The following is a 25,191-nucleotide window of genomic DNA, read 5'->3' on the forward strand; positions in this document are numbered from 1 at the left end:
ATCTGGGTCCATTTACCTTTTTACTCATTATAAACAAATCAAGCTTGGGCTTGGAAGGGAATTTGTTTTTTTCTCTCGGTCAATGTCGGTGCGCTGCAGTGTACATCAAGCAGCGTCAACCGCCCGCTAGAAAGCGCCTGCTTCAATTGCTGTTCTAGGGACGACACACTCTCCACGATCTGCCCCTGGACACCGCAAGCCGCTGCCCACAACACAAAATCAGGGTTGTGCAGTCTTACACCAAATGGCTGATATCCTGCCTGTACCATTTTCATTTGTTCTAGACCAAGAGTCCCGTTATTCACGACGATGAGCACAAAGTCCGTATGCTGTTCCACTGCAGTCATCAGCTCGGGAAGATTCATCTGGAATCCGCCATCGCCAGTCACGCAAACCACCTGTTTTTCTGGATGCGTGAGCTTGGCCGCAATGGCAGCGGGCAGACCAAATCCCATCGTGCGCCATTTACCAGAGAATAGAGGAACTTGCTGTGTCCCACGAAATGCCCGGTTAAACCAGATAGTATGCTCCCCAGTATCAAGCACGATGATCGCATCCTCCTCCACCACTTTTCCGAGTGTATGGAACAATGTTTCTGGTTTTACCAATTCATTTGGCTGTTGCTCTGTAATCTGCTGTGTTTCCTCCCAAAAGCGGGCATGCCATCGCTCTACCTGTTCTTCCCAAGCTTGGTCTATTCGACGAGATTCTAAACGCCTCAGCCATAAAGACAGCACATCATCCAAATCTGCCGTCACCGACTGCAGCTTGGGGTGGGCGTGAATCGATTCAGGATTGGTATCTACATGAACAATCGCCAGCTCCTTTGGCAAAAAAGCTCGCGGGAACCAGCTCGCCCCTAAAATCAACAGAACATCAGCCTCTGCCAAAGCAAGCAGTGCTGTCTCGCTTCCCCCTTCACCCAAGCCACCCAAAACGAGCGGATGAGAATCCTCCAGAATCCCTTTTGCCCCAAGCGTCAGCAAAATACCAGCCCCCAGTTGTTCAGCCAGTTGGCGGCAGCCTTGTGCTGTGTCTCTCGCCCCGATCCCAAGCAGGACGAGAGGTCTTTTCGCATTCATAAGCTGCTCTTGTGCATATTCCATTTCTAAACGGTCTGGGCGTACAGCCGCAGTTACACGTGGCAGCTCTGGAACAAGTGGAGCATCTGTCATCCGTTCAAAGACATCCTTGCAAATGGCCACATGTGCTACCCCTTTTTGGTGCATCGCACAAACAAATGCTTTGTGCATAACTTCCCCTATTGCCTGCGGATGGACGACGGTAGTCGAGTAACGCGCGATGGGTCGTATCACATCTTCTAGCGGGATGTATTGCTTATAGCCTCCCCCCAGCTTTTTCGTCTCTACGTGTCCAGTTATGGCAATGACCGGTACGCGATCAGAGTAAGCATCTGCCAGCCCGTTCAACAGGTTAATTGCACCTGGCCCCATCGTAGCCGTACAAACGGCTGGTCTCCCCGTCAATTTTGCCTCCGCGCTTGCCATCATTGCGGCAGCAGCCTCATGCTTGCACGCTATGTACTCAAGCTTGTCCTGGCGTCCTAAAGCATCCAGCCATGCAAATATGGCATCTCCTGCTACACCGTATACCCGCGTTACTCCCCACTGAACCAACTGCACGGTGATAAACTGGGCTACCTTCATCCGTCTGCCTCCCTGTTATTCAAGTGAGTTTGTCATCCGCTAGTCTACACAATCCCCAGCTTTTTACTAAGGCTGGCTGACGGAATTTGGGTAACCTAACAATTATCATCTGGGTGTTGTTGCACCCTAAAGAAGGAGGATTTGCCATGAAGCAGCCTTTCAAATGGCTGATGGCTGTTGTCGTTGTTGCAATTTTAGTCACGACTGCTGTAGTGGTTTTGCCAATGCGCTCTGATGCCTTCAGCCAACAAATCGTCAAGGTAGGAGCGGAAGGGAAGGACGTCCGCGAAATGCAAGGACGACTGAAATTTTTGGGCTTCTATACCGGAAAAGTGGATGGCATTTTTGGTTGGCGCTCTTACTGGGCATTGCGCAACTTTCAATACGAGTTTGGGTTGAAGGTAGACGGAGTGCTTGGTCCGAAAACAAAAGTAAAGCTATACAATGCCACAACACAATACAAACCAACCGCCGCTGAACTAGGCGTTCCGGAAACCTCGCAGGCAGCACCGAGTGCACCGAGCGCACCAAGTGCTCCCAAAAAAGAAACCTATCGTGCCGCGGGAATCTCTGAGAATGATTTACGTTTAATGGCCAATGCTGTTTATGGTGAATCGCGTGGCGAACCGTACATCGGCCAGGTGGCTGTTGCCGCTGTTATCTTGAACCGAACCAAGAATGCGGCGTTTCCAAACACGCCTGCCGGTGTCATTTTTGAACCGCGTGCCTTTACAGCAGTGGCAGATGGTCAAATCTGGCTGACGCCAAACGAGCAGTCCAAAAAGGCCGTGAACGATGCCCTGAAAGGATGGGACCCTACCGGAGGCGCCATTTACTACTTCAACCCGGATACCGCTACCTCTGGCTGGATTTGGAGCCGTCCACAAATCAAAAAGATCGGCAGACATATTTTCTGCCGCTAGAATCAAACAAAAAACAGGCACGGTCGTCATTGACCACGTGCCTGTTTTCTTTTTGTGTCTTTGCCATGTTAGGATCGTTGATTCTGCACGTGCTGAGCCATTTTTACGAAGCGTTCTTCCGGCTCTGTCGTCCCGCATACCCCACATTGAACCATATAGGATTCACCTTTGTACGGCTGGTGAAACATGTCCAGCTGTTCCGAGCTTAGCTCCGCTACCACTTCGCCCGATTGTGGATCGAGGCGCATATAGCGTGGTGTTTGTTCGATGACGGTAAATCTCATGCGATTTGACTTGCACGTCGGGCACAGTAAAGGCTTTGTCATACGAGCCACCTCCCAATTTTTCATTCACTGTTTAGTTTCTTCCACTAGAGGAACCCTATACCTACCTGGACAAAAATCCAGAAGGATATGGTGATTTTTTGTGCATAGGGTAAACTATCTACTCTGCCCTTATCCAATCAACCATTCATACAGACGAGGTGATCGAATGAACTTGCGGCTCTTTTTTACACTGGTGGGTGCCTCTCTCCTTTTGGCTGCATTCGCCCATTATTTCACCGAAAATGAGATGTTTCAATTTGCAACCTCCTCGCTCGCCATCATCTTTTTGGCTGCGTGGTTAGGCAAATCAACCGAGAGCGTAGCTCACTACGCGGGAGATCGCATTGGTGGCTTTCTCAATGCCACCTTTGGCAACGCAGCTGAGCTGATCATCGCTTTTTTTCTCGTGAAAGAAGGGCTTTTTGACATGGTCAAAGCCTCCATCACAGGGGCGATTATCGGGAATATGCTGCTCGTACTTGGGCTTAGCGTATTTTTGGGTGGTCTTAAATACAAAGAGCAGACCTTTAACAGCAGACTGGCTGGACACAACGCGTCGCTGATGACGCTGGCGATTGTTGCCTTGTTCATCCCTGCTGTCTTTATGCAGGAGCTGCCACCAGTCAAGATTGAGACCTTAAGCATTGTCATTGCCGCTCTACTCATCATCGCTTATGTTCTGTGGCTCGTATTTTCGATGGTCACTCACAGTGATTTTTTATCAGACATCGAACCGCATGGCAGTGAAGCCGTATGGTCCAAAGGCGTTTCCATTATCATGCTGGCCGTCTCTACCGTGTTCGTTGCGATTGTATCCGAATGGCTTGTACATGGGGTCCAGCACGTTTCACAGTCACTGGGGTGGTCTGAGCTGTTCGTCGGTGCTTTTGTGATCGCCATCATCGGAAACGCTGCTGAGCATAGCGCAGCCATGTTAATGGCTTTGAAGGGCCGGATTGGCGCAGCCGTTGAAATTGCGATCGGCTCCAGCTTGCAAATTGCTCTCTTTGTGGCTCCTACCCTCGTGTTAGTCAGCCTGCTGATTGGCAAGCCTATGGACATCGTCTTTTCTCCATTTGAACTCGCTGCAATCGGAGTCGCTACCTTTATCACGATATCCATCACCAAAGACGGGGCCACAAACTGGTTTGAGGGTGTCCTCCTCCTTACCGTCTACATCATCCTAGGGACCGCTTTTTTCTTTGCCTAGGCATTTGGTCACGCATGTTTAAAAAAAGGACTGCAGGTGGCTTAGATCAAGCCCAGCAGTCCTTTCTACTGTATATCTCGCTACAGAATCCCCAATGTATTCAAAAAGACGAAAATAATTGCCAGCGGAGCTACGTATTTGAGCAAGAGCAGCCAAACTACAAACAGCTTTTTGCCCAAACGGGAATCCGCCTGCAATTCTGCGATCAAGACCTCGCGTTTCATTTTGAATGGAACGAAGATCGCAATCAGCAATGCTCCGAGCGGCATCAACAAATTGCTGACCAAAAAATCAACCGCATCGAAGATCGACTTGCCGAACAGAGTAAACTCGCTCCAAATACCAAAGGAAAGCGCAGAAGGGACTCCGGCAGCGAAAATGAGCAAGCCAATCAACCAAGATAGACGCTTTCGCTTGGCTTCATCTCCTTTGGCCAGAGACGCCACAATGATCTCGAGCATGGAAAAGGCTGAGGTCAAGGTTGCAAACAGGAACAGTGCCAGAAAGATCAGCAGGAAGAAGCTACCGAATGCAAGCTTTTCAAACACAGATGGCAGAACGATAAAGAGCAATCCTGGCCCTGCTGTAGGCTCGACTCCAAGTGAAAAAACAGCTGGAAAAATCGCAAGACCCGCAAACAAGGAAACAAATACGTTCAAGCTGACAATGGAGCCAGCAGAACGCACGAGACTTTCATTTTTGGCCAAATAAGAGCTGTACGTTACCATTACGGATACCCCGACACTCAGGGAAAAGAAGGACTGTCCCATGGCATACAAAATCGATTGGGCATCCAGCTTGGAAAAATCAGGTCGCAAAAAGAAGGAGACCCCTTCCATTGCTCCCTCCAGCGTCAGAGAGCGAACCATCAACACCACAAATAAAATAAAAAGTGCAGGCATCATGTATTTGTCGGCTGATTCAATCCCGCTTTGCACTCCACGAGCTACTACCCAGGCTGTGATCAGCATAAATACCAGTTGCGCAGCCACAGCGCCAATCGGGTCAGCAATAACCTCTCCGAATAACGTGTCATAGTGAGGACCTGTAATTTGACCAGTCAGACCGCGCAGCAAATAGGACAAAATCCAGCCCCCTACCACACTATAGAACGAAAGCAGTAGAAAGCAGGTGATCACACCCAGACGCCCTACCCAATGCCACAAAGTACCTGGGGCAATCGTTCGATAAGCGGAAATGGCCTCTTTTTGGGTACTCCGTCCAATCGTGAACTCCCCGAGTAGCAGCGGAAGGCCAATTGCCACAGTAAACAGCAAAAATAAAAGAAAAAAAGCCCCGCCTCCGCTCGTTCCTACGATATAAGGAAACTTCCAGATTGCTCCCAGACCGATTGCTGAACCTGCTGCAGCTAGAATAAAGCCTAGCCTGCTCGTCCATTGCTCGGTTTGTTTCATAACCATTTTCACTCCTCTGTAGGTCTATCATGTTGTTTGTAGAAAACAAAAAAAACCCGTCCACAAAAGGGACGAGTTTATTCGCGGTACCACCCTGATTAAGCATAGAGTTACTTCTTTCCATGCCTCACTTGATCATCGATAACGGAATGACCCGATTTTCTCCTATTGGTCAGAGACTTTCAGAGAACTGCTCTGGAGGGAATTCTACGGTCACACTTCAAAGCTGCTTACAGTCTCTGGCAGCCTCTCCCTGTCAAGTGGACGATCCGTGTACTAGTCTCCATCATCGCATTTTCCACAATAAAAAACATAGTTACAAATTTAATATACACACAAAAAATAATCAAGCTCTTTTTTTAGACAAAATGAAAAGCGAGGAATATCGCTTGCTCTCCTCGCTTTTACTTCTGATTATACAATTCATGGAGATGAGCCAATTTGCGTTCCAGGGACCCCATAATTTCCCGGCCGATCTCTTCACCAATAAGTCCTAGGCGTACTGCATACTCTACTTCACGGGAAAGCCCGAACATCTGAGTATCTAGTACCTCTTCATACAGTGGGCACTGCGGCATAGTCAGGTTCTCCATCTGTACGTCGATCAGTTTATAAATCTTGTCTGCGTCTGCTTGAAGCAACGCTAGCGCTTTTTGTTCCAGATCGGGAACCTTAATTTCTGTCAAAACCTATCCCTCCGTTTGCCTCCATCCTTAACATACATAGTACGTTATTCTGGGCCATTTGAAAAGGGGCGAAGAACGAACAACTGCAAGAAGCTAAAAGATACCAAGTTTCCACTCTTTTGAGAGTAGCCTGAGCAGCTCGACTCCAGCAACCGAGTTTCCTTTTTCATCCAAAGTAGGTCCAAAAACCCCAATTCCCATTTTCTGAGGCACCGTCGCCATAATCCCGCCAGCGACGCCGCTTTTTGCTGGTATGCCAACATCAATGGCAAACTCTCCCGAAGCGTTGTACATGCCACAAGTTACCATGAAGGTCTTGCAAATACGTGCAACCTCCTCAGGGAAATACCGCTCCCCTGTTTGCATATCCATTCCGTCTGCGGCGAGGACCATTCCCAGCCTGGCAACATCCTTGGCCGTTACCTCTATCGCACAGTGACGGAAGTATAGATCCAAGGTCTCCTCTACATCCGTGGTCAAAATGCCGCTATCCTTTAGGAACCAGGCGAGTGCTCGATTGCGGTCAGCTGTCCTTTTCTCCGAACAGTAGACTGCTTCATTCACACAAATGCTCGGATTTCCCGTCATTTTGCGAAGCATGTCCAAGACACTATTCAACCGCTCGTCTATATTTTTTCCTTGGATCATACCCGCAACCGCGATAGCTCCTGCATTGATCATCGGATTTAACGGCTTGTGCGGCTTGATCGTCTCTAGCTTGATAATAGAGTTGAACGGATCTCCCGTAGGCTCTTTTCCCACTCGCTCGAACACATGCTTTTGGCCATTTTGGCAGAGCGCGATGATGAGCGAAAAAATTTTGGAGATACTTTGCAGCGTGAAGCGAACATCTACATCCCCAACTGATAATAACGTTCCATCCGAAAAACAGACACTGATACCCAATTGCTTCGGGTCCTCTTTGGCTAACTCCGGAATGTACGTTGCGACACTGCCTTTATTCGTATAAGCGGATGCCTGATTCAAAACATCTTCCAATTGCTTTGTTGCCAAAGCTCTGTCCATAAGCTCTCTCCTCTTGCCACTCACAGTTGTCATATGTAAATTGTAGATATCAAAAGGGTCACTGTCAAATGCTGGCACCCTACTTACGAATTACGCTCGCGAGCCGCTCCATGGCTTCGATCAGAATCGATCTGGGGCAGCCAAAATTAATTCGTTGGAAGCCCTCTCCCTCGGGACCAAATGTGACACCGTCGTGTAGCCCCAGCTTCGCTTCCTGACGAAGCAGCTTGTTTAGCTCTGACTGAGACAAGCCCAATGAGCGAAAATCCATCCATCCGAGATAGGTAGCCTCCGGAACTGCCATCGAAACTTCTGGGAGCTTGTCTGCTAAGAATCGATTCAGATAGTCTGCATTTCCCTTCAAATAGACAAGCAGCTCCTCCAGCCACGCCTCACCATGTCGATACGCCGCAATCGTAGCTTCCATTCCGAACAAATTCAAATTTTCGTAGCCCATTTTGGAGGCTGTCCGTGAAAAATCTCGCAGCAGCTGGCTATTCTCTGTTAACAAATAGGAGGTGAACAATCCGGCGAGATTGAAGGTCTTGCTCGCTGACAAAAAAGTAACGCTGTTTTTGGAAAGCTCAGGCGACAGGGAGTAGTACGGCGTGTGGCTGCCCTCTTTGAGTATCAGGTCTGCATGAATCTCGTCTGCCACAACGATCACTCCCTGCTGCGCACATAGCGTCCCCAGCCTTTCCAGCTCTTCTTTGGTCCACACACGTCCAACCGGATTATGCGGACTGCACAAGAGCATCAGCTTTACAGCAGGATCACTTAATTTTTTCGCCAGATCGTCCCAATCCATTTCGTAGCGCCCCTCGTTCTGAACGAGAGAGCTGGTAACTACCTGACGCCCTCTATTTGTGACTGCATGAAAGAAGGGGTGATAGACTGGTGACTGAATCAATACCTTTTCACCCCCTTGCGTAAAAGCCTCGATCGCGACATGCAGGCCTGGCACCACTCCCGTTATCCCCGTCATCCAGCTCTGTTCTACCGTGACGCCAAAACGCTTCTGGATCCATTCCTGCAAGCTCTGATAAAAGGCTGCCTGCTTCATCGGATAGCCATAAATCGGGTGGGAAGCTCTTTTAATCAACGCTTCCGTCACTTCTGGCGGGCAGGCAAAGTCCATGTCTGCCACCCATAATGGCAGCATTCCCTCCGCATTATAATCCGGGTGATTTGTCTCCCACTTTACACTATTAGTACCTGTTCGATCGATTCGCTCATCAAAGCTGTATCTCACTCGCTTTCACCTCTTCATCGTTTTCTACTTTTCAGAATATACTTTTTTTCATTCCATGGACAAGTGTAATCGCTGTTTGCCTCCTCTCTACCCCTGCGGTACAATAAATCAGGTACGCTACTACATATTGGAGGTTTGCCTCATGTCTGACGTAATCGTGTTTAAAGGGGCCGTCTCTTTCCCTATTACCTTAGATCCGACTGTCTGGGTTTTTGATGAGAGAAAATTTGATCTTTCCACCTATACGGGTGAAACTGATACAGATTTGTCCAAGCAAGCCAAATATCTGCAAGGAACCGGTACACAATGGGACAAGGAGCTTCGTGAGGGCGCAACCTTGCCACAGGAGCGACGTACGCTGGCAGAAGAGCGTAAAGTACTGGAGGGCGAGTACGGCATCCACTTGGCCCCTTTTATTACAAATGCGCAGCCACTGCCAGAAGCGACACATGTTCGTCTTCACCGCGAGAATCAAGAGTCCGTCATCCTTCCTCTAGAGGAAGCGAGACGTGCCATCTTGCAATTTTCCAAGGACGGTAGGCCGATTAAAGAAAACGGTCCCGTATACTTCTATCTGCCTGAAACACTGCTCGCAAAGGAAGAACCGTTGACTGGAATCACTGCACTTGAATTCATAACAGCTCCATAGCTGCTTTCTTTTTTAGGAAAGAAAAAGCCATCCGCTAAGAATAGGGATGGCTTTCATGTTAAATTTCAATTGAATATTTTTTGGAGTTAAGCACTAACCTGACCAATTCGAATCTCTCGATGCTTTAATTCTGCTTTGAGCAGGTCAATAAAAGCAGAATCTAGTTGAAGGTCGATAGCTCGATGATATACTTCTATCAACATTTGGTCGCTCAAGTATTTCACCTTTGCTCACCTCCATCTCGTTTATGAGCCCATTGTAACAGATGCTTATAAAACGAACAACCGTTCTGATATCCACAACTCATGTGGACATCTTGTTAGTAACTTGTGGGCAATTTGTGTGTAACTGATCAAAAGCGAGAGGGGACGATGTGGATTTTTCTTCCAGTCTTATCCACATGTTGTCAAATTTTGTCGAACGATTCTCAAAAACTTTTTGACATATTTTTGTCATGAAAAAAGCCATTCCCTAGGGAACGGCTTTTTCTCATCTTCATTGATTAGCTCAACACTTTTTTGATGCGTTCGATTGCCCAGTCGAGATCTTCCTTGCTGATCATGAGTGGTGGTGCGAAACGGATCGTTGTTTCATGTGTTTCTTTGCAAAGCAGTCCCAATTCTTTCAGTTGCTCGCAATAAGGACGTGCTGCTGTTGTCAGCTCCACACCGATGAACAGTCCACGACCACGGATTTCTTTGATCACTGGGTTATTGATTTCACGGAGTTTACCAATGAAGTACTCACCCATTTCAAGGGAGCGTTGAACCAATCCTTCGTCAGCCAATACATCCATAGCAGCGATTGCTACCGCACAACCCAGTGGGTTTCCACCGAATGTAGAACCGTGGGAGCCTGGCTCGAATACACTGAGGATTTCTTTGTCAGCTGCGATTGCAGAGATTGGGAACACACCACCGCCAAGAGCTTTCCCCATGATGTACATATCTGGTTTAACATCTTCCCAATCGCTTGCGAACATTTTACCTGTACGGCCAAATCCAGTTTGGATTTCATCACATACCAAGAGTACGTTATTGGCTTTGCACAGCTCTTGTGCTTGTTTCAGGAAACCATCCTGAGGAATGAGGATACCCGCTTCCCCTTGAATTGGTTCCAGCATGAATGCTGCTGTATTTGGAGTGATCGCTTGTTTCAGTGCTTCGATATCGCCGTAAGGAATGATTTTGAAGCCAGGTGTGAAAGGACCAAAACCACGTCTGTAGCCTTCATCAGAGGAGAAAGACGTTACAGTTACTGTACGGCCATGGAAGTTACCTTCACAAACGATGATTTCTGCTTGGTTTTCAGGTACTTTTTTCACATCATATGCCCAACGACGAACGGCTTTCAGTGCTGTCTCAACAGCTTCAGCACCTGTGTTCATTGGCAGAATCATTTCTTTTCCAGTCAGGGCAGACAGCTTTTCGTAGAATTCACCCAATTGATCGTTATAGAAAGCACGAGAAGTCAAGGTAACTTTGTCTGCTTGATCTTTCAGCGCTTGGATGATGCGTGGGTGGCGGTGACCTTGATTCAGTGCGGAGTAAGCACTGAGCATATCGAGGTATTTGTTGCCCTCTGGATCTTCAACCCATACGCCTTCAGCTTTGGAGATAACAATTGGGAGCGGATTATAGTTGCGCGCACCGAATTTTTCTGTTTGATCAATAACAACTTGTGTTTTTCCCATGTGAATGTCCTCCTTCAATGTCACTTGCCATTATTTACTTTGCAAGATCAATGCCAACTTAAAACCCACTAGAAATCACGCAGATTCAGCGAATTTAACGCAAAATATTTTTGCATGCAACATTTTCTGATTAACGCGGTGCATAAACATTTTGCACCATCTTTTTTTCGTGTTATGATATTTCTATGAGGAAAGGCTGGTGAATTATTGTGTCGTCTTCGATGTCCCCTTCTACACTCGACACGTTTTTGCGCATCTACGAACATATATTGGACAGAATGAATGAAGGCGTGCATGTCATTGACGCTCTGGGCACTACGATTGTTTACAATCAAAAAATGACGGAATTAGAATCCATGGCGAGACAGGACGTCCTGCACAAGCCTTTGTCTGAAGTATTTCAGTTTCCAAACGGTCAAGAAAGCACGCTGCTCACCTGCTTACGAACTGGAAATAGTATTCGCAATACAAGACAAACGTATTTTAATGACAAGCAAAAAGAAATTACAACCATTAACAATACGTATCCCATCGTGGAGAACGGACAAATCGTTGGCGCTATGGAAATTGCCAATGACGTAACCAAAATGGAACGTCTCATTCGTGAAAACCTGTTGCAAAAAAATGGCTCCAGGTACACGTTTGAGCAAATCATCGGGAAAAGTACCCCCATTCTCGATGTGATTGAAAATGCCAAACGGGCTGCGCGAACCTCATCCTCCGTATTGGTTGTAGGTGAAACGGGCGCGGGCAAGGAACTGTTTGTGCAAAGCATACACAACGCTAGCCTGCGGGCATCCGGGCCGCTCATTTCCCAAAACTGTGCAGCACTGCCTGACAGTCTGATTGAGGGTCTCTTGTTCGGGACCGCTCGTGGTGCGTTTACTGGGGCGGTTGAGCGACCGGGCTTGTTCGAGCAGGCTGAGGGCGGGACGCTTTTTCTCGATGAAATCAACTCGCTTAGTATGCCACTGCAAGCAAAATTGTTGCGTGCCTTGCAGGAGAAGTCCATTCGCCGGATTGGCGACACAAAAGACCGTTCCATCGATGTTCGCATCGTTGCCGCTATCAATGAAGACCCCGTGGAGGCAATTGCCAATCAGCATTTGCGAAAAGACCTTTATTACCGTCTGGGAGTTGTCACGTTGTTTTTGCCACCTCTGCGGGAGAGAAAAGAAGATATTCCTGTGCTGACTTCGCACTTTATTGAAAAATATAATGAACTGTTTCAAATGGAAGTGACTGGTGTAAGTGATGATGTTTTGCACTTTTTCCGGGAGCATGATTGGCCTGGAAATGTGCGCGAGCTGCAGCACTTGATCGAAGGCGCAATGAATTTAATGATCGATGAAACAACGATACGCTACGATCACTTGCCTCTCCATTTTTTGCGACGCGCTCCCGCCAATTCAGTCGTCATTCCAGAGCAGCAGACACCAATCCTTTCGTTCACCGAGGACGGCCGCTCGTTAAAGGAAACAATGCAGGAATTTGAAACTGCCTACATTCACCATGTCGTTGACCGTTACAATGGAAATATTTCACGCGCTGCCAAAGAACTACAAATCAGTCGGCAAAGTCTTCAATACCGTTTGCGAAAATTAGGTATGAAGGGATAAAATTCAATCTTTTTTCATAAAACGCCAAATTATTTGGCGTTTTTTTAATTATTTTGCACAAGAACGAAAAATTTTTTTGCACTTTATCCATAAACTTCCACTCCACGCTTGATTTCATCTGCGTCTTTCTTTTGGTATCATTCTTGCTATGCATATATCACGCTTGAAAACGTATTCATTCATGCTATATTTTTTGCGTTAGGAGAGGGTTATATGAACACGAGCCATGAACAACAAAATGAACTAAAACGCAGCATGAGTAGTAGACATCTCTTCATGATTTCTCTCGGAGGGGTTATAGGAACCGGATTGTTCCTCGGTTCTGGCTATACAATCAGTCAGGCTGGACCTATTGGAACCATTCTTTCCTTTCTAGTTGGTGGCTTTATCATGTATCTGACGATGCTATGCCTTGGGGAATTGACCGTAGCGATGCCCGTGTCCGGTTCGTTTCAGACCTACATGACGCGCTTCGTCAGTCCTTCTCTCGGTTTTGGTGTAGGCTGGTTGTATTGGTTAGGATGGGCGGTAACGGTCGCTCTTGAGCTGTTGTCCTCTGGATTGTTGATGCAGCGGTGGTTCCCTGACTCTCCCGTCTGGATGTGGTGTGCTATTTTTGGTGGTGTTCTTTTCCTGTTGAATGCGTTGTCAGCGCGAGCTTTTGGTGAATCCGAATTTTGGTTTTCCAGCATTAAAGTAAGCGCTATCATCTTGTTTATCATTTTAGGTGGAGCCGCGATGTTTGGTCTGATTGATTTGAAAAACGGACAGCCGGCACCGATGTTCTCGAATTTCACGAATTCGCCTTTGCTGCCCCACGGAATTACGGGTCTGTTGATGACCATGATTACGGTGAACTTCTCCTTCCAAGGAACAGAGCTTATCGGTATCGCTGCTGGGGAAAGCAAGGAGCCTGAGAAGACGATTCCACAATCGATCCGAAATACGGTTTGGCGTACACTCGTGTTCTTTATTCTTGCAATTTTCATTTTGGCTGGTATGATTCCACACGAGCAAGCTGGTGTGATTGAGAGTCCTTTTGTTGTCGTATTCGATAGTATCGGTATTCCGTATGCTGCTGATATTATGAACTTTGTCGTTCTGACTGCTCTGTTGTCCGTAGCAAACTCAGGACTGTACGCAGCTACCCGGATGCTCTATGCCCTTTCTAATGAAGGAATGGCTTCCAAAAAACTCGCTGCAGTAAATAAAAAAGGCATTCCAATGAATGCGCTTTCGATTACGTTTGCCATTGCGCTTTTGTCCCTGTTGTCCGGTTTTTTTGCAGAAAACACGGTGTTCATGGTTCTGCTGTCGATTGCGGGACTAGGTGCACAAGTAGGCTGGATTTCGATATCAGCATCTCAGCTCGCCTTCCGTCGCCACTACTTGAAAAATGGCGGCAAGCTTGAGGATCTCAAGTTCCGTACACCGCTTTATCCGATCGTCCCTATTGTTTCTTTGGTGTTGAACCTGACAGTGTTGGTCAGCCTTGCTTTCGATCCAGAGCAGCGTATTGCCCTCTACTGCGGTATTCCGTTTATGATTATCGCGATCATCGTTTACCAGCTTCACTATAAGAAAAAGCTGGAGCCAACGAGCTAATTCACGCTCTCGAACATGATCTTTGGAACCAAAAGAAAAGCTTGCAGCTCTTTGTAGAAGCTGCAAGCTTTTTGTATTCTATGCTTTTCCTATCGCTCGTGTTACAAGGAAATTCGTACAATCTCTGTAATCACTACCATCGCAAATACAGCGAATCCAAGGGAACTTGTTACCAGTAACATCTTTTTTAGCTTCTTCATATCTTCCATATCTGATTCCCTCTCTTTCATACGCCAGTCATCTCTACCGTTATATACGTACTTCCGATGGAAAATGTTTCAATTCCGCCCGATTTTTTTCGGTGTCAATTTTATGAACGTGCAATCTTTGGATAATCATTTCCGATCTGCCCAGTATCGCGCTCCATCTGATACAGCATCCACGCCACCACCAACCCGACAACGAGACAGATGGTCCATGGAAGCCATGGGGTCTGGAGCCTGAAGCCAATGTCGTATACCCAGCCGCCAGCAACCTGCCCGAGCGAACCTCCGATTGCAATCGAATAGCCATTAAACCCGTAGTACGCACCTACAAGCTCTTTGGGAGCAAAACGCGGAACAACATCAACCAAATTCGGCACCGCAATCATCGTACCCAATGCGTAGAGGAATACGTCAACCAAAAGCATCCAAAGCGAGTCAGCAAAGGTAAAGAGGAACAGTCCCATGCTCATCACAAGTGTACCTATACCGATTAACGTCAGTCTTTGCTGGTAGCCCTCAAGCCACTGTGTCACTTTCATTTGAAACAGGATGACAAACAGTGATAGGGCAGACAGTACAATCCCGACGTACGCTTTGTTATGGGTCACATCCTCTACAAGCATCGGAATTGTTAAGAAAACCTGCATATTCAGGTAGTAATAGCCCATCAATATAATCGTAAAGCGCACAAAGCGCCGATCTTTCAGTACGATAGACATGCTCTCCCACACACTATGCCGCGTATTTGTTGCTGCGATTGGCGGCAGTAGCACAAAAGAGAGGATGGCATTAATGGCAAACATTCCGCCTGCAAATAACGATAAGTACGTAAAATCAACGGCAGACAAGGCAGTCCCTACAATTTGGGAGCCGACGACTGCAATATTCATTAATACATTCCGAAACGCGAATACCTCTTTGCGAATGGAATCAGGAGTCAAAACCGCAAAAGCCGCCGATCCCGCTGGATCAAAAAGTGCTCCGCCCAAGCCTGACAAGATAGCAGCTACAAAAAATTGCCATGTTTCTGTACAGAAGGCAAACATGGCAAATCCGACGGCACGAATCCCCATACCAAGAACCATTGCGCCTTTGTATCCAAAAACATCTGCCATCACTCCGCCCAAAAAAGCAAAGCCCTGCTGGGAAAATTGTCTCACACTCAAAACAAATCCAGCCATGGCAAGTGTCCAGCCGATACTGCCAGTTAAATATAGAGTGAGATATGGGATTAACGCATAAAATCCTAAATTCATTAAAAAGGATGTAGTTAACAGCAATTTTACTGAAAACGGCGTTTCTCTCCATATTTCCCGTTTCATCGTAAATACCCCTCGCTCTCTCAATACCCTACATGAAATAGGGATATCCCCAGCTTAAATAACAGGGTATAATTTGAGAAACGAACAATTTTGTATATTGTAATCAAATATTTAGATAAGAGGGATTCTCACCTTATGGACTTCGAACAATTGCGCGCTTTTTACACGTTGGCCCAGACGAAGAATTTTACCAAAGCGGCGGAAATGCTCCATTTGGTTCAGTCTACTGTGACTATGCGCATAAAACAACTGGAAGAAAAAGTAGGTAAGCCTCTCTTCATTCGGGACAAGCGAAGTGTGGAGATCACTCAAGCCGGGTTGACGCTGTTGCCCTACGCTGAGAGAATCCTCAAGCTTTCTCATGAAGCACTGAATGAGGTAGCATCCCTACAGCCTTATGAAGATTATTTGTCTATCGGCAGCCTGAATGCCATCTGGACCTCCACCCTAGAGCCGATCCTAAAGGAATACCACTACCGTTACCCACAAATTGCGATAAGTACAAAAACCGGACATTCCTCAGATGTTATCCAATACTTGCTGGACAACGTCATACAAATCGGGATTGTCTATGTACCACCATCTCTCCCCACATTTGATGTAATCCCTACCTGGGAGGACGAGGTTGTATTGGTCTGTGCTCCGGACAATTCGATCACCTCCGCGACTCATGTAGATTCCCGCGAGCTGCGCAATATGCCTCTTCTCTATATGAATTGGGGTCCCCCGTTCAACGAATGGATCAGACAGACGCTGCCGCGCAACTATGTGCCTAAGCTGACGGTTGACAAAGCGGAGCTTGCGATTGATTTGATCAAGGAAGGTGTTGGCGTAAGCCTTTTGACCCGCTCAGCTGTCAAAGCTGATCTGGCTGCAGGAACATTAAAGGAATTAATTATTACCGGAAATAAGCCACCGAAACGGTCTGCGTATATCGTTCTGCCCAAAGACAAAAAGAACAAACCCAGCGTAGAAAAATGGCTGGGTCTGATGAAAGAATGGGGATATTCGACTTAGGTTCTATTGAGATTGCTGCAATGGATGGGTGAGCGTATGGCGTCTACCCTCCCACCTCGCAAGTCCGATACGCACGACAAAATACCAAAACATCGAAAGCGCAAAGCCCGTTAATACATCGCTTAAATAATGGACGCCTAAATACACACGGCTGCCAGCTACCATAACGATAAAAATCAGGGCAACAGGCTGCACATAGTGTGACCAGCGCTTTTCCTGCCCCCAGCGACTTATCAAATAGGCGAGCATGAGATAAAAGGCTGAACCGACCATTGCATGACCGCTGGGGAAGGAGAACGAGGTTGGCAAATCGATCAGATGTAATCCGTCTGGGCGAGTCCGAGCAAACATCAGCTTCATCACTTCGTTCACTAACTCGCATACCCCGAGTGTCAGTATGACCAGCATCGCTTTATCCCGATGTCCTTTTATGAAAAAAGCAATGACAAGCACTACCCCCAATGGAGCCAATACAGTGCCACCGCCAAAATGCGTAAGAAAATGAAATAATACAGTTAAGCCATCCGTACGAATATCTGCTACCAGCGCAAAGGCTGCCTCATCCATTTTCGATACGGCATTTCTCGTATACAAAATGAGCATGACCGCTGACAAAATCGCAAACAAAAAAGCCCAAACGATCAAGCACGTCTCGTTTTTTCTCGATCTCATATTACTCTCCTTTACCCATTACTAATTGGAGCGACTCTGCAAATCGCTCATCATCCTCTCTCGTCCTAGCGGCAGGTCCTCTCGTGCGTCCTCCCCCCCGCCGAAAACGAGCCTTTTCGTTACGTTCTTCTAAATGAAAGGTGATTCGTTGTGGGTCGAAGATCATTCCATGTGGTGTTAGCGCCAATCCTTTTTTTCCAAGAATCAAAGCAGCAAGGCCGATATCCTGTGTGACCACAATGTCTCCAGCACGTGTCTCATTCGCCAGCTTCATATCGACCGCTTGCGGGCCAGCATCCACCGTGACGTGGTTATCAGAGCCAATTTGATGGTTGTAGCTGGCAAACGTCACACATTTCCAGCCAAGCTCCCTGCATAGCGTTTGTGCAATGATAAGTGCTTGTCGCGGACACGCATCTGCATCAATGAGCACGCGTTTTTCCTGCATTGTTTTCCACCTTCCGCGCGCTTTTTTCTCTCCCCGTCTAGCTCCATTTTTGGTATGATGGTTGTGGAGAGGAGTGAGATTACCTTTGCGCTATCAGTTTATACTTGATGAACGACTGGGCATTCGCCTTCCTGCGCTTGGCCTGGAGTGGGAAGAATATTCTTCCGCAGAGAGAGCTGACATTTTGCTGGAATGGGAAGAAATCCGTGCGACCATCCCTGACCAAATCATTCGAGTGGAAACCGTGATTATCGATAAAACCAAGCAAATGTCTGAAGAGGAGAATTTTGCTCGTTCGTGCGAATTGAACAGTGAAATTCACGAATTGGCCAGTGTCATTAATGATCTTAATATATGGTTCCGTGTCCAGCAAGACCACGAAACGAAAATGCATCAATGACAATGTGACCACCCTATACGAATATGTATGCAAAAAAGCCCCCGGAGCAGTCCTGGGGCTTTCGTGTATGGCCGGATGAGCACACGTCGTTACGACGTAGGTGTTTTTCGTTTTCGTGATAATTCAAGCGCCATCAGCCCTGTAACATGCGGAGCTGCCATCGATGTGCCATTTAGTTGTTTAAACTGATTCCCTGGCCACGTAGACAAAATTTCAACTCCAGGAGCCTTTGTATTTGCCCCCGCACCGCGTGCACTAAACGACGCCAGCTTTCCCTTTTGATCGATCGCACTGACACCCACAACATTTTTGTATCGGGCAGGATACTCCACTTCTCCTCCATTGTTGCCTGCAGATGCGACCATGACCACTCCACGCTCGCTCGCCCTATCTACCGCCCGCGCCAATGCCTCGCTGTATTGAGGCATCCCGAAGCTCATATTGATAATATCCATTTGATTTTCTACTGACCAATCAATCGCACGCAAAATCGTGGACAAGGATGATTTTCCGGCTTCCCCAAACGCCCGCACGTCATAGATTTCTGCTTCAGGCGAAACGCCAACGATGCCCCTCTGATTTAATTCAGCGACGATGATCCCTGCTACATGGGTACCATGTCCGTTTTGTCTGCCGCGTACAAGATCGACGCCGCCTCTTATCTGATCCCTCAAATCAAAATGCTCCCGGGAGATACCTGTATCAATAACTGCCACCTTCACACCTGCTCCACGGCCTTTGCGCCATAGCTTTTGTGCACCTACATATTTCACACCCCATGGCACTTCATCTTCTCCTTCGGCATGGACACTGATGGTTACATTTTCCTCGACCGTTGCCTGATATTTGCTGAAGTGCTTGTGATGGCGTTCATACACATTTTGATTGACACACATACAGGATAAATCATGGAAGCAGCGCCAAGGCAGCTTCTCTGCTTTCCCCATGACATTTGCTTTTATTTCGGCGACAATCTCTTGAAACGGCATATTTTTTTGAAAGCTGATTATTTTCAATTCTCTAGCCTCCTGTCATGCAATGCTCTGCCTCATCCTATGTTCGTACTGCCTTGGTGGGTTTGGGCAAATACACACGCCTGCCAAAATAGGCGAAATACAGTAGCCATATGTCCAAGCAAATAACAGCACGCTCCCATATAACTGCATAGGGCAGGCGTATTTCATAGGATGGGAGCGATCTACTATGGCAAAGAAAAAAAGCAAAGGCAAGACAAGTGATCTGTTGAAGAAAATCAATAAAAAAAGCAAAAAGAAATGGAAAATGAAGGATATCAAGTCGCTGGCCAAAGGCTACTCGAAAAAAGACTTGAAGGATGATAAAAAATTGAAAAGCCTGATAAAAAAAGTGAGCAAGGCTGTAGGAGTTAAATTATCCGACAAGCAAATTTCCAGTGTCCAAAAACAAGTTCATGAGAAATTAGGATAAAAAAACAAAAGGGAGAGCGGCTGCTCTCCCTTTTGCTTTGCCAAACTAAGAACGATACAAGATTTTAGTCGCAAGCACATCCAACAATTGTCAGCAATACGAACAACACCAGTATTAAAGCAAAGTCGTCAAAACCGCCGTTAAACAGGCTACTCATTCGCTTTCCCTCCTTTGTCAGCAACTAGTTATACTGTATGTGCGCATAACCAATCATGATTGGACGATTGCCCATACAAGCACCCAAATCGGGATATTCGTTGTATTGCTGACCGAGGAAAGCCTTATCCAGCCTGCCGTTCTACCGGTTCAATCAAGTCGTATTGTTTTTTCATAACCATTTGCCAAAAAGGAATGGTTCGTTGGATCAGCGGACCCGTCAGAACAGCAATGAGGACCGTGCCTATCGACACTGGCCCGCCCAGAGCTGCACCAGCAAGCAAGACAGTGATCTCAATGATCAAGCGCACTTTTTGGATGCTCCATCCCAAGCGCTCATTCATCGCAAGCATAAAGCTGTCTCGCGGACCTGCTCCGAGGCGAGGCGACAAATACATGCCGATACCGATCGTCATCACCACAACCCCGATCAAAAACATCACCAGGCGCGTCCAGATTGATTCAGGCTCAGGAACCAGATTCCACCACAGAATCAAATCGAGAAAGCTGCCAAAACAGATCATGTTTAAAAACATGCCAAACGTCGGTTTGATTTTCGCAACGACATAAGAAGATAAAATAACAATAACTCCCACGATTTGCGACCAAATTCCGATCGTTAGTCCAAACGTTTTTTGCAGACCAATGTGGAACGTATCCCACGGCGCTACACCCAGATTTGCTTTGATGGCGAGAACACAGCCAAAGGCACCGATGAACAGCCCCAAAATAAACATGAAGTAGCGAACAACGATTGACCTGCGAATCCGTATACCGGACACTGCCTTTCACCTTTCCTCTCCAGTAAAGCTCTCTTTGTATAAACTCGATTACTTCCAGCCCACTACTACTTCAAAAAATATGCCGTCCTTGCGGTAATAAGCCTCAAACTTCGGACGACGCAAATACTCAGCTGCTTCTTTCAAGCGCTCACCCGCCAAAGTAACCTGCCGCTGTTTATTATCATCGTCCCGGTATTCAATTACCAAGCTAACTTCTTCATTTTCACAATGCGCCACCAGCTCTTCTGGTGTCAAAAAGGTAACCCGTTTCATATTCCCCCTCTTTCCTTGTTGATGATCATTCATTATAACAGGCTTCTGCTGCTTCTCCCACCGATTTTCGCACACGTTTTACGGGAACGCTGCCTAAATCCTCCGCCAGCAAGGTGCATGGAAAGATCTCCTGTGCCTCTGCGAGCAGATCCTCCATCGTGAAATCCCCTTCCTCATCTTCATACCGAGGACTAAAGTGCGTCAGACAAAGCATTTTAATTCCCGCTTTTTTCCCGATTTCTGCTGCTTCCTTTGCTGTCGAATGACCACTGCGCACCGCTAGGTCTTGATCCTTATCGGCATAAGTCGCTTCATGCACCAACAAATCAGCACCTTCCGCCAGCTCCAATACAGACTGACACGGCATGGTGTCTCCACTAAAAACAATTTTGCGCCCTGGCTGAGGCTCTCCTACAAAGTCCTTTCCGTCCAGGACACGACCATCCTCAAGCGTAATCTGCTCTCCTCTCTTGAGAGCACCGTACAGAGGGCCAAACGGTACACCCGCTGCCTTTGCCAAATCCACTTGGAAGGCACCTGGCTTTTCTTTTTCCACGACAGAATAAGCATAGGAAGCCACTCGGTGATTAGCCAAACGGCATGTCACGATGACATCCTCATCCTCATAGACGACACCTTCACTGACGATTCGCAGCTGCAAGGGATATTGCAGGTGCACGGGGCTCGTTTCCATGACAGCTTTAAAATAACGATCCAACCCAGGTGGTCCGTACAGCTCCAAAGTGGACGCTTCCCCATTTCTCAGAGACCTGCTTGCCAGTAAACCAATCAAGCCATAGAGATGATCCCCGTGAAGGTGGGTAATAAAAATTTTCTCCAGCTGACTGATCTTCATCGGAGCACGCAGCAGCTGATGCTGTGTGCCTTCTCCACAATCAAACAGCCACCACTTTCCTGCCTGTAAAAATCGAAGCCCGATCCCGCTAACGTTGCGTCTGGTGGTAGGTGCTCCTGATCCTGTTCCTAAAAATGTAACGATCACAGCAGATACATCTCCTTCATTACTTCCTCCTCAGCTGCCAATCTGGTGCCTGTTCGCATTGCTGGGCATTCACCCTTTTTTGTCTGGGCGCATAGCCTACAACAAACACCAGTCATGGAGGAGGGACATTGGATATGAAACGACTTTTCTCGCTGGGGCTAGCCACCGGCCTTGCTGTTATGACTTTCTTGGCCGGATGCTCCAGCACACCTGAAAAAATAAGAATTGGCGAAGTTACTCGCTCTCTTTTTTATGCGCCGCAGTATGTCGCACTTGAAAAGGGATTTTTTAAAGAAGAGGGTTTGGATGTCGAGCTATCTACCATTCCCGGTGGCGACAAGGTAATGTCTGCCCTATTATCCGGGGGGATTGAGGTAGCACTGGTCGGCTCTGAAACCAGTATTTATGTATCTCAGCAGGGGGCAGCAGACCCCGTGATCAACTTCGCCCAGTTGACTCAAACAGACGGTACTTTTCTTGTCGCACGAAATAAAGTAGACAATTTTTCGTTCGATCAAGTGAAAGGCAGCGTATTCCTCGGTCAGCGAAAAGGCGGCATGCCGCAGATGGTTGGAGAATACGTACTGAAACAGCATAATATCAATCCGCAAAGCGACCTTACCCTGATTCAAAATATCGAGTTCAAAAATATAGCTGCCTCGTTTGCCTCCGGAACAGGTGAATACGTCCAATTGTTCGAGCCAGAGGCATCACGTTTTGAACAAGAAGGAATCGGTCACGTCGTCGCTTCTTTCGGAAAAGAAAGCGGTACGGTGCCATACACCGTATTCATGACGAAGCAAAGCTATTTGGACAGCAATTCAGCCGCTATCCAAAAGTTTACCAATGCGGTCTACAAAGGGCAACAGTGGGTTGCGAGCCACAGTCCAAAGGAAACGGCTGAAGTCATCAGCAAATACTTTGAACAGATCAAGCCCGAAATTTTGGAGAGCTCCGTAAAACGCTATTTGGAACAAGGCTCTTACGCAACAGATCCGATTTTGGACGAAGCAGAATGGAACCAGCTGCAGGAGATCATGGACGCCGCCGGAGAGCTCAAACAGCGCGTGGATTATACCAAACTGGTCAATACCAGCTTTGCCAAAACAGCCAAGGAAGGGAAATAGACTATGAACAAGATTCCTTCTGCGCCGGCCAAGATCGAGCTCGGCCACGTGACCCATCTCTACTTATCCACGACCAGGGCATTCATGGCGGTCAAAGACATTAACCTGCGCGTGGAGGAAGGCGAGTTCATCTGTTTGGTCGGTCCCAGTGGTTGCGGAAAGACGACGCTACTCTCCCTGATTGCCGGATTGGAGAAGCCTACAGCCGGCAAAGTCCTGATTGATGGTCATGTCGTATCTGGTACATCACGTCAAGTCGGTTACATGCTGCAGCAAGACTATTTGTTTAACTGGCGTACAATCGAGGACAATGTCTTCCTCGGTTTGGATATACAGGGCATCAGAAGCAAAGAAACAGAAGAATATGCGCTTCACCTGCTAGATGAAATGGAGCTAGCGGATGTTCGCAATTCCTCTCCGATGCAGCTCTCAGGCGGTATGAGGCAGCGAGTTGCCCTCGTTCGAACTCTTGCCTGCCAGCCTGATGTATTGCTCTTGGATGAACCATTCTCCGCTTTAGATTATCAAACCAAGCTAAAGCTGGAGGACTTGATATTCTCAGCTTTACGCCGTCATAAGAAAACCGCCATTCTGGTCACTCATGACCTCTCTGAATCGATAGCGATGGGTGATCGTATCTACATCCTTTCTCGGAATCCTGGTCGGATCAATAGCGAGATCGTTGTTCCTCCCACGATTCGAGATACCCTTCCATTTGACGCACGGAATCAAGAAGGTTTTCAAGACTTGTTCCATCGCGTTTGGAAAGAGATGGAGGTAGTATCTGATGCAGCCAAAGGAACTTGAATCCGTCCATCGACGCTATTTGAAAGATGTACGCAAAACACGTACATGGGTGTTTACGACCCAGGTCATTTTGTTCCTCTTGTTTCTCGGACTTTGGGAGCTTTTAGCCCGCACGAATACGATCAACGCGCTGATTTTCAGCTACCCCTCAAAAGTTTGGGCTCAATTCTGGACGCAGTTACTAGATGGTAGTCTTCTCCCCCATATTGGAATGACCGTTTGGGAGACAATCATAGGTTTTTTACTCGGAACGATTCTTGGGACCGTGCTCGCAGCCATCATCTGGTGGTCCCCTTTTCTTTCACGTGTACTGGAGCCCTATTTAGTCATCGCCAACAGCATGCCCAAGGTGGCGCTTGGTCCGGTGTTTATCGTCAGCTTTGGACCCGGTTTGTTTTCCGTCATCGCCATGGGCTGTGCAATCTCGGTCATCATCACCACGATCAACATCTACACCAGCTTTAAGGAAGTCAATCAAAACTACATCAAAGTCGTGCAAACACTCGGTGGCAACAAGCGGCAAATCTTTTCCTTGGTGATTCTACCCGCTACCATTCCCACCATTCTTGCCACATTGAAAGTAAATGTCGGCCTTTCCTGGGTAGGCGTCATTGTCGGAGAGTTCCTCGTATCCCAGCAAGGTCTTGGCTACCTGATCATTTATGGATTCCAGGTCTTTAATTTTACCCTGGTCATGATGAGCCTCGCTATCATCGCAGTCGTCGCGACTCTGATGTACCAAGGCGTCGCTTTCTTAGAACGGCGGCTCACCAGCCAGTTTAAATAGATGGATTGACCAAACGGTACTGGAACGCTACCCGGGGCGGCTAGTACCGTTTGCTTATGCTATACTACAAAAAAAGGAAAGGAGTCAAAACGTTTCGATGAGTACGCCTACGCCTGCTGTTACACCGATTACATACGAGCTGATGACGATGTGCATGATCCGTGACCATGATCAGGTTCTCCTCATAAATCGCCCCAACTCCAAAGGCTTCCCGGGATTTATCGCCCCTGGTGGGAAAGTAGAATATCCCGAAAGCTTGACGGAAGCCGCAATCCGCGAGGTTTACGAAGAAACAGGTTTAACTGTAAGTGATCTCGTTTTTAAAGGTATTGACGAATTCATGGTGCCACAGACAGGCCTGCGCTATATGGTGTTTAACTACTTGGCCACCCTCTTTGAAGGAGAGCTTTTGACGAATCCTCCAGAAGGTGAGCTTCATTGGGTTCCGATCGATAAAATTGACGAGGTTCCGATGCAGCCGTGGTTTCGCCGCAGATTCCCATTGTTTTTTGAGCCTGGTACCTTTGAGATATCCATCGTCTGGGATGAGGACAAGCAAGATAAGATATCCGAGAAAATCAAGCAGCTGGGATAGACAATCAACTCAGGGCGCTACAATCTCGCCAAAGTAAAAACGCCCGACGCAATTGGCCGGGCGTACTTTTTGCTTCCTA

Annotated in this window: 28 protein-coding genes and 1 other annotated feature; of the genes, 12 read left to right on the forward strand and 16 right to left on the reverse strand. The window is 47.4% G+C overall.

Going from position 1 to position 25,191, the window contains the following annotated elements:
* Positions 1-38: 38 nt before the first annotated feature.
* Positions 39-1,667: a thiamine pyrophosphate-binding protein gene (locus C3B52_RS07475; RefSeq protein ID WP_103105437.1), complete on the reverse strand. Its 1,629-nt coding sequence runs from the start codon at positions 1,665-1,667 to the stop codon at positions 39-41.
* 146 nt (positions 1,668-1,813) lie between these two features.
* On the opposite strand from C3B52_RS07475, the gene sleB reads away from it, so the two are divergent.
* Positions 1,814-2,590: a spore cortex-lytic enzyme gene (gene sleB / locus C3B52_RS07480; RefSeq protein WP_103105438.1), complete on the forward strand. Its 777-nt coding sequence runs from the start codon at positions 1,814-1,816 to the stop codon at positions 2,588-2,590.
* Positions 2,591-2,658: 68 nt separating this feature from the next.
* Here the strand turns inward: sleB and C3B52_RS07485 are convergent, their stop codons facing one another.
* A complete protein-coding gene (locus C3B52_RS07485; protein ID WP_103105439.1) occupies positions 2,659-2,916 on the reverse strand; it encodes a hypothetical protein in 258 nt (85 codons plus the stop codon).
* 166 nt (positions 2,917-3,082) lie between these two features.
* On the opposite strand from C3B52_RS07485, the gene cax reads away from it, so the two are divergent.
* Positions 3,083-4,126, forward strand: a complete 1,044-nt coding sequence (cax, locus tag C3B52_RS07490) for a calcium/proton exchanger (protein ID WP_103105440.1) — start codon at positions 3,083-3,085, stop codon at positions 4,124-4,126.
* A gap of 80 nt (positions 4,127-4,206) precedes the next feature.
* Here cax and C3B52_RS07495 read toward each other — a convergent pair whose 3' ends face one another.
* The 4 genes from C3B52_RS07495 to C3B52_RS07510 form a co-directional block, all read right to left on the reverse strand.
* A complete protein-coding gene (locus C3B52_RS07495) occupies positions 4,207-5,541 on the reverse strand; it encodes a sodium-dependent transporter (RefSeq protein ID WP_103105441.1) in 1,335 nt (444 codons plus the stop codon).
* Positions 5,542-5,605: 64 nt separating this feature from the next.
* Positions 5,606-5,840, reverse strand: a binding site (T-box leader).
* Positions 5,841-5,945: 105 nt separating this feature from the next.
* Positions 5,946-6,227: a YlaN family protein gene (locus tag C3B52_RS07500; protein WP_049740307.1), complete on the reverse strand. Its 282-nt coding sequence runs from the start codon at positions 6,225-6,227 to the stop codon at positions 5,946-5,948.
* Between the two features lie 93 nt (positions 6,228-6,320).
* Positions 6,321-7,253 (reverse strand): glutaminase A, encoded by a 933-nt coding sequence (gene glsA / locus C3B52_RS07505; RefSeq protein WP_103105442.1) that lies wholly within the window; start codon positions 7,251-7,253, stop codon positions 6,321-6,323.
* Between the two features lie 79 nt (positions 7,254-7,332).
* Positions 7,333-8,505, reverse strand: coding sequence for a MalY/PatB family protein (locus tag C3B52_RS07510; protein WP_103105443.1), 1,173 nt, complete (start codon positions 8,503-8,505; stop codon positions 7,333-7,335).
* Between the two features lie 142 nt (positions 8,506-8,647).
* Between C3B52_RS07510 and C3B52_RS07515 the strand changes: the two genes are divergently transcribed.
* Positions 8,648-9,154, forward strand: a complete 507-nt coding sequence (locus C3B52_RS07515; RefSeq protein WP_103105444.1) for a hypothetical protein — start codon at positions 8,648-8,650, stop codon at positions 9,152-9,154.
* Positions 9,155-9,240: 86 nt separating this feature from the next.
* Here C3B52_RS07515 and C3B52_RS07520 read toward each other — a convergent pair whose 3' ends face one another.
* A complete protein-coding gene (locus C3B52_RS07520; RefSeq protein ID WP_103105445.1) occupies positions 9,241-9,378 on the reverse strand; it encodes a sporulation histidine kinase inhibitor Sda in 138 nt (45 codons plus the stop codon).
* 278 nt (positions 9,379-9,656) lie between these two features.
* Positions 9,657-10,847 (reverse strand): ornithine--oxo-acid transaminase, encoded by a 1,191-nt coding sequence (locus C3B52_RS07525; protein ID WP_103105446.1) that lies wholly within the window; start codon positions 10,845-10,847, stop codon positions 9,657-9,659.
* A 221-nt stretch (positions 10,848-11,068) separates the two neighbouring features.
* Between C3B52_RS07525 and C3B52_RS07530 the strand changes: the two genes are divergently transcribed.
* Together C3B52_RS07530 and C3B52_RS07535 are read left to right on the forward strand one after the other, a co-directional pair.
* Complete coding sequence (locus C3B52_RS07530; protein WP_123058850.1) at positions 11,069-12,466, forward strand: sigma-54 interaction domain-containing protein; 1,398 nt, start codon at positions 11,069-11,071, stop codon at positions 12,464-12,466.
* 213 nt (positions 12,467-12,679) lie between these two features.
* Complete coding sequence (locus C3B52_RS07535; RefSeq protein ID WP_103105447.1) at positions 12,680-14,071, forward strand: amino acid permease; 1,392 nt, start codon at positions 12,680-12,682, stop codon at positions 14,069-14,071.
* A gap of 310 nt (positions 14,072-14,381) precedes the next feature.
* Here the strand turns inward: C3B52_RS07535 and C3B52_RS07540 are convergent, their stop codons facing one another.
* Positions 14,382-15,599, reverse strand: coding sequence for an MDR family MFS transporter (locus tag C3B52_RS07540; RefSeq protein WP_103105448.1), 1,218 nt, complete (start codon positions 15,597-15,599; stop codon positions 14,382-14,384).
* Between the two features lie 135 nt (positions 15,600-15,734).
* Here C3B52_RS07540 and C3B52_RS07545 point away from each other — a divergent pair, with 135 nt between their 5' ends.
* Positions 15,735-16,616, forward strand: coding sequence for a LysR family transcriptional regulator (locus C3B52_RS07545; RefSeq protein WP_103105449.1), 882 nt, complete (start codon positions 15,735-15,737; stop codon positions 16,614-16,616).
* Between the two features lie 3 nt (positions 16,617-16,619).
* Here the strand turns inward: C3B52_RS07545 and C3B52_RS07550 are convergent, their stop codons facing one another.
* Positions 16,620-17,288 carry a phosphatase PAP2 family protein gene (locus tag C3B52_RS07550; protein ID WP_103105450.1) on the reverse strand — a complete coding sequence of 223 codons (669 nt, stop codon included), beginning with the start codon at positions 17,286-17,288 and terminating at the stop codon, positions 16,620-16,622.
* Between the two features lies 1 nt (position 17,289).
* On the reverse strand, positions 17,290-17,736 hold the full coding sequence (locus C3B52_RS07555; protein WP_103105451.1) for a DUF188 domain-containing protein: 447 nt from the start codon (positions 17,734-17,736) through the stop codon (positions 17,290-17,292).
* Positions 17,737-17,821: 85 nt separating this feature from the next.
* On the opposite strand from C3B52_RS07555, the gene C3B52_RS07560 reads away from it, so the two are divergent.
* Complete coding sequence (locus C3B52_RS07560; RefSeq protein WP_164684717.1) at positions 17,822-18,136, forward strand: hypothetical protein; 315 nt, start codon at positions 17,822-17,824, stop codon at positions 18,134-18,136.
* Positions 18,137-18,225: 89 nt separating this feature from the next.
* Here C3B52_RS07560 and C3B52_RS07565 read toward each other — a convergent pair whose 3' ends face one another.
* Complete coding sequence (locus tag C3B52_RS07565; RefSeq protein ID WP_103105453.1) at positions 18,226-19,152, reverse strand: S8 family peptidase; 927 nt, start codon at positions 19,150-19,152, stop codon at positions 18,226-18,228.
* 187 nt (positions 19,153-19,339) lie between these two features.
* Here C3B52_RS07565 and C3B52_RS07570 point away from each other — a divergent pair, with 187 nt between their 5' ends.
* The gene (locus C3B52_RS07570) at positions 19,340-19,582 is read left to right on the forward strand and encodes a stage VI sporulation protein F (protein ID WP_103105454.1); all 243 of its coding nucleotides are present in this window, start codon (positions 19,340-19,342) and stop codon (positions 19,580-19,582) included.
* 64 nt (positions 19,583-19,646) lie between these two features.
* Here C3B52_RS07570 and C3B52_RS07575 read toward each other — a convergent pair whose 3' ends face one another.
* The 4 genes from C3B52_RS07575 to rnz form a co-directional block, all read right to left on the reverse strand.
* Positions 19,647-19,739 carry a YjcZ family sporulation protein gene (locus C3B52_RS07575; RefSeq protein WP_103105455.1) on the reverse strand — a complete coding sequence of 31 codons (93 nt, stop codon included), beginning with the start codon at positions 19,737-19,739 and terminating at the stop codon, positions 19,647-19,649.
* Between the two features lie 124 nt (positions 19,740-19,863).
* On the reverse strand, positions 19,864-20,475 hold the full coding sequence (locus tag C3B52_RS07580) for a YczE/YyaS/YitT family protein (RefSeq protein WP_103105498.1): 612 nt from the start codon (positions 20,473-20,475) through the stop codon (positions 19,864-19,866).
* Positions 20,476-20,568: 93 nt separating this feature from the next.
* Complete coding sequence (locus tag C3B52_RS07585) at positions 20,569-20,793, reverse strand: hypothetical protein (RefSeq protein WP_103105456.1); 225 nt, start codon at positions 20,791-20,793, stop codon at positions 20,569-20,571.
* Between the two features lie 25 nt (positions 20,794-20,818).
* Complete coding sequence (gene rnz, locus C3B52_RS07590) at positions 20,819-21,796, reverse strand: ribonuclease Z (RefSeq protein WP_103105457.1); 978 nt, start codon at positions 21,794-21,796, stop codon at positions 20,819-20,821.
* Positions 21,797-21,930: 134 nt separating this feature from the next.
* Between rnz and C3B52_RS07595 the strand changes: the two genes are divergently transcribed.
* From C3B52_RS07595 to C3B52_RS07610, 4 genes are all read left to right on the forward strand, one after another.
* The gene (locus tag C3B52_RS07595; protein WP_103105458.1) at positions 21,931-22,923 is read left to right on the forward strand and encodes an ABC transporter substrate-binding protein; all 993 of its coding nucleotides are present in this window, start codon (positions 21,931-21,933) and stop codon (positions 22,921-22,923) included.
* A 3-nt stretch (positions 22,924-22,926) separates the two neighbouring features.
* Positions 22,927-23,730 (forward strand): ABC transporter ATP-binding protein, encoded by an 804-nt coding sequence (locus C3B52_RS07600; protein WP_103105459.1) that lies wholly within the window; start codon positions 22,927-22,929, stop codon positions 23,728-23,730.
* Positions 23,711-24,517, forward strand: a complete 807-nt coding sequence (locus C3B52_RS07605) for an ABC transporter permease (protein ID WP_103105460.1) — start codon at positions 23,711-23,713, stop codon at positions 24,515-24,517. Before C3B52_RS07600 ends, C3B52_RS07605 begins: the two co-directional genes overlap by 20 nt.
* Positions 24,518-24,614: 97 nt before the next feature.
* Positions 24,615-25,112 carry an 8-oxo-dGTP diphosphatase gene (locus C3B52_RS07610; protein ID WP_103105461.1) on the forward strand — a complete coding sequence of 166 codons (498 nt, stop codon included), beginning with the start codon at positions 24,615-24,617 and terminating at the stop codon, positions 25,110-25,112.
* Positions 25,113-25,191 lie beyond the last annotated feature (79 nt).

The organism is Brevibacillus reuszeri (assembly GCF_002897295.1).
GTDB lineage: Bacteria > Bacillota > Bacilli > Brevibacillales > Brevibacillaceae > Brevibacillus > Brevibacillus reuszeri_A.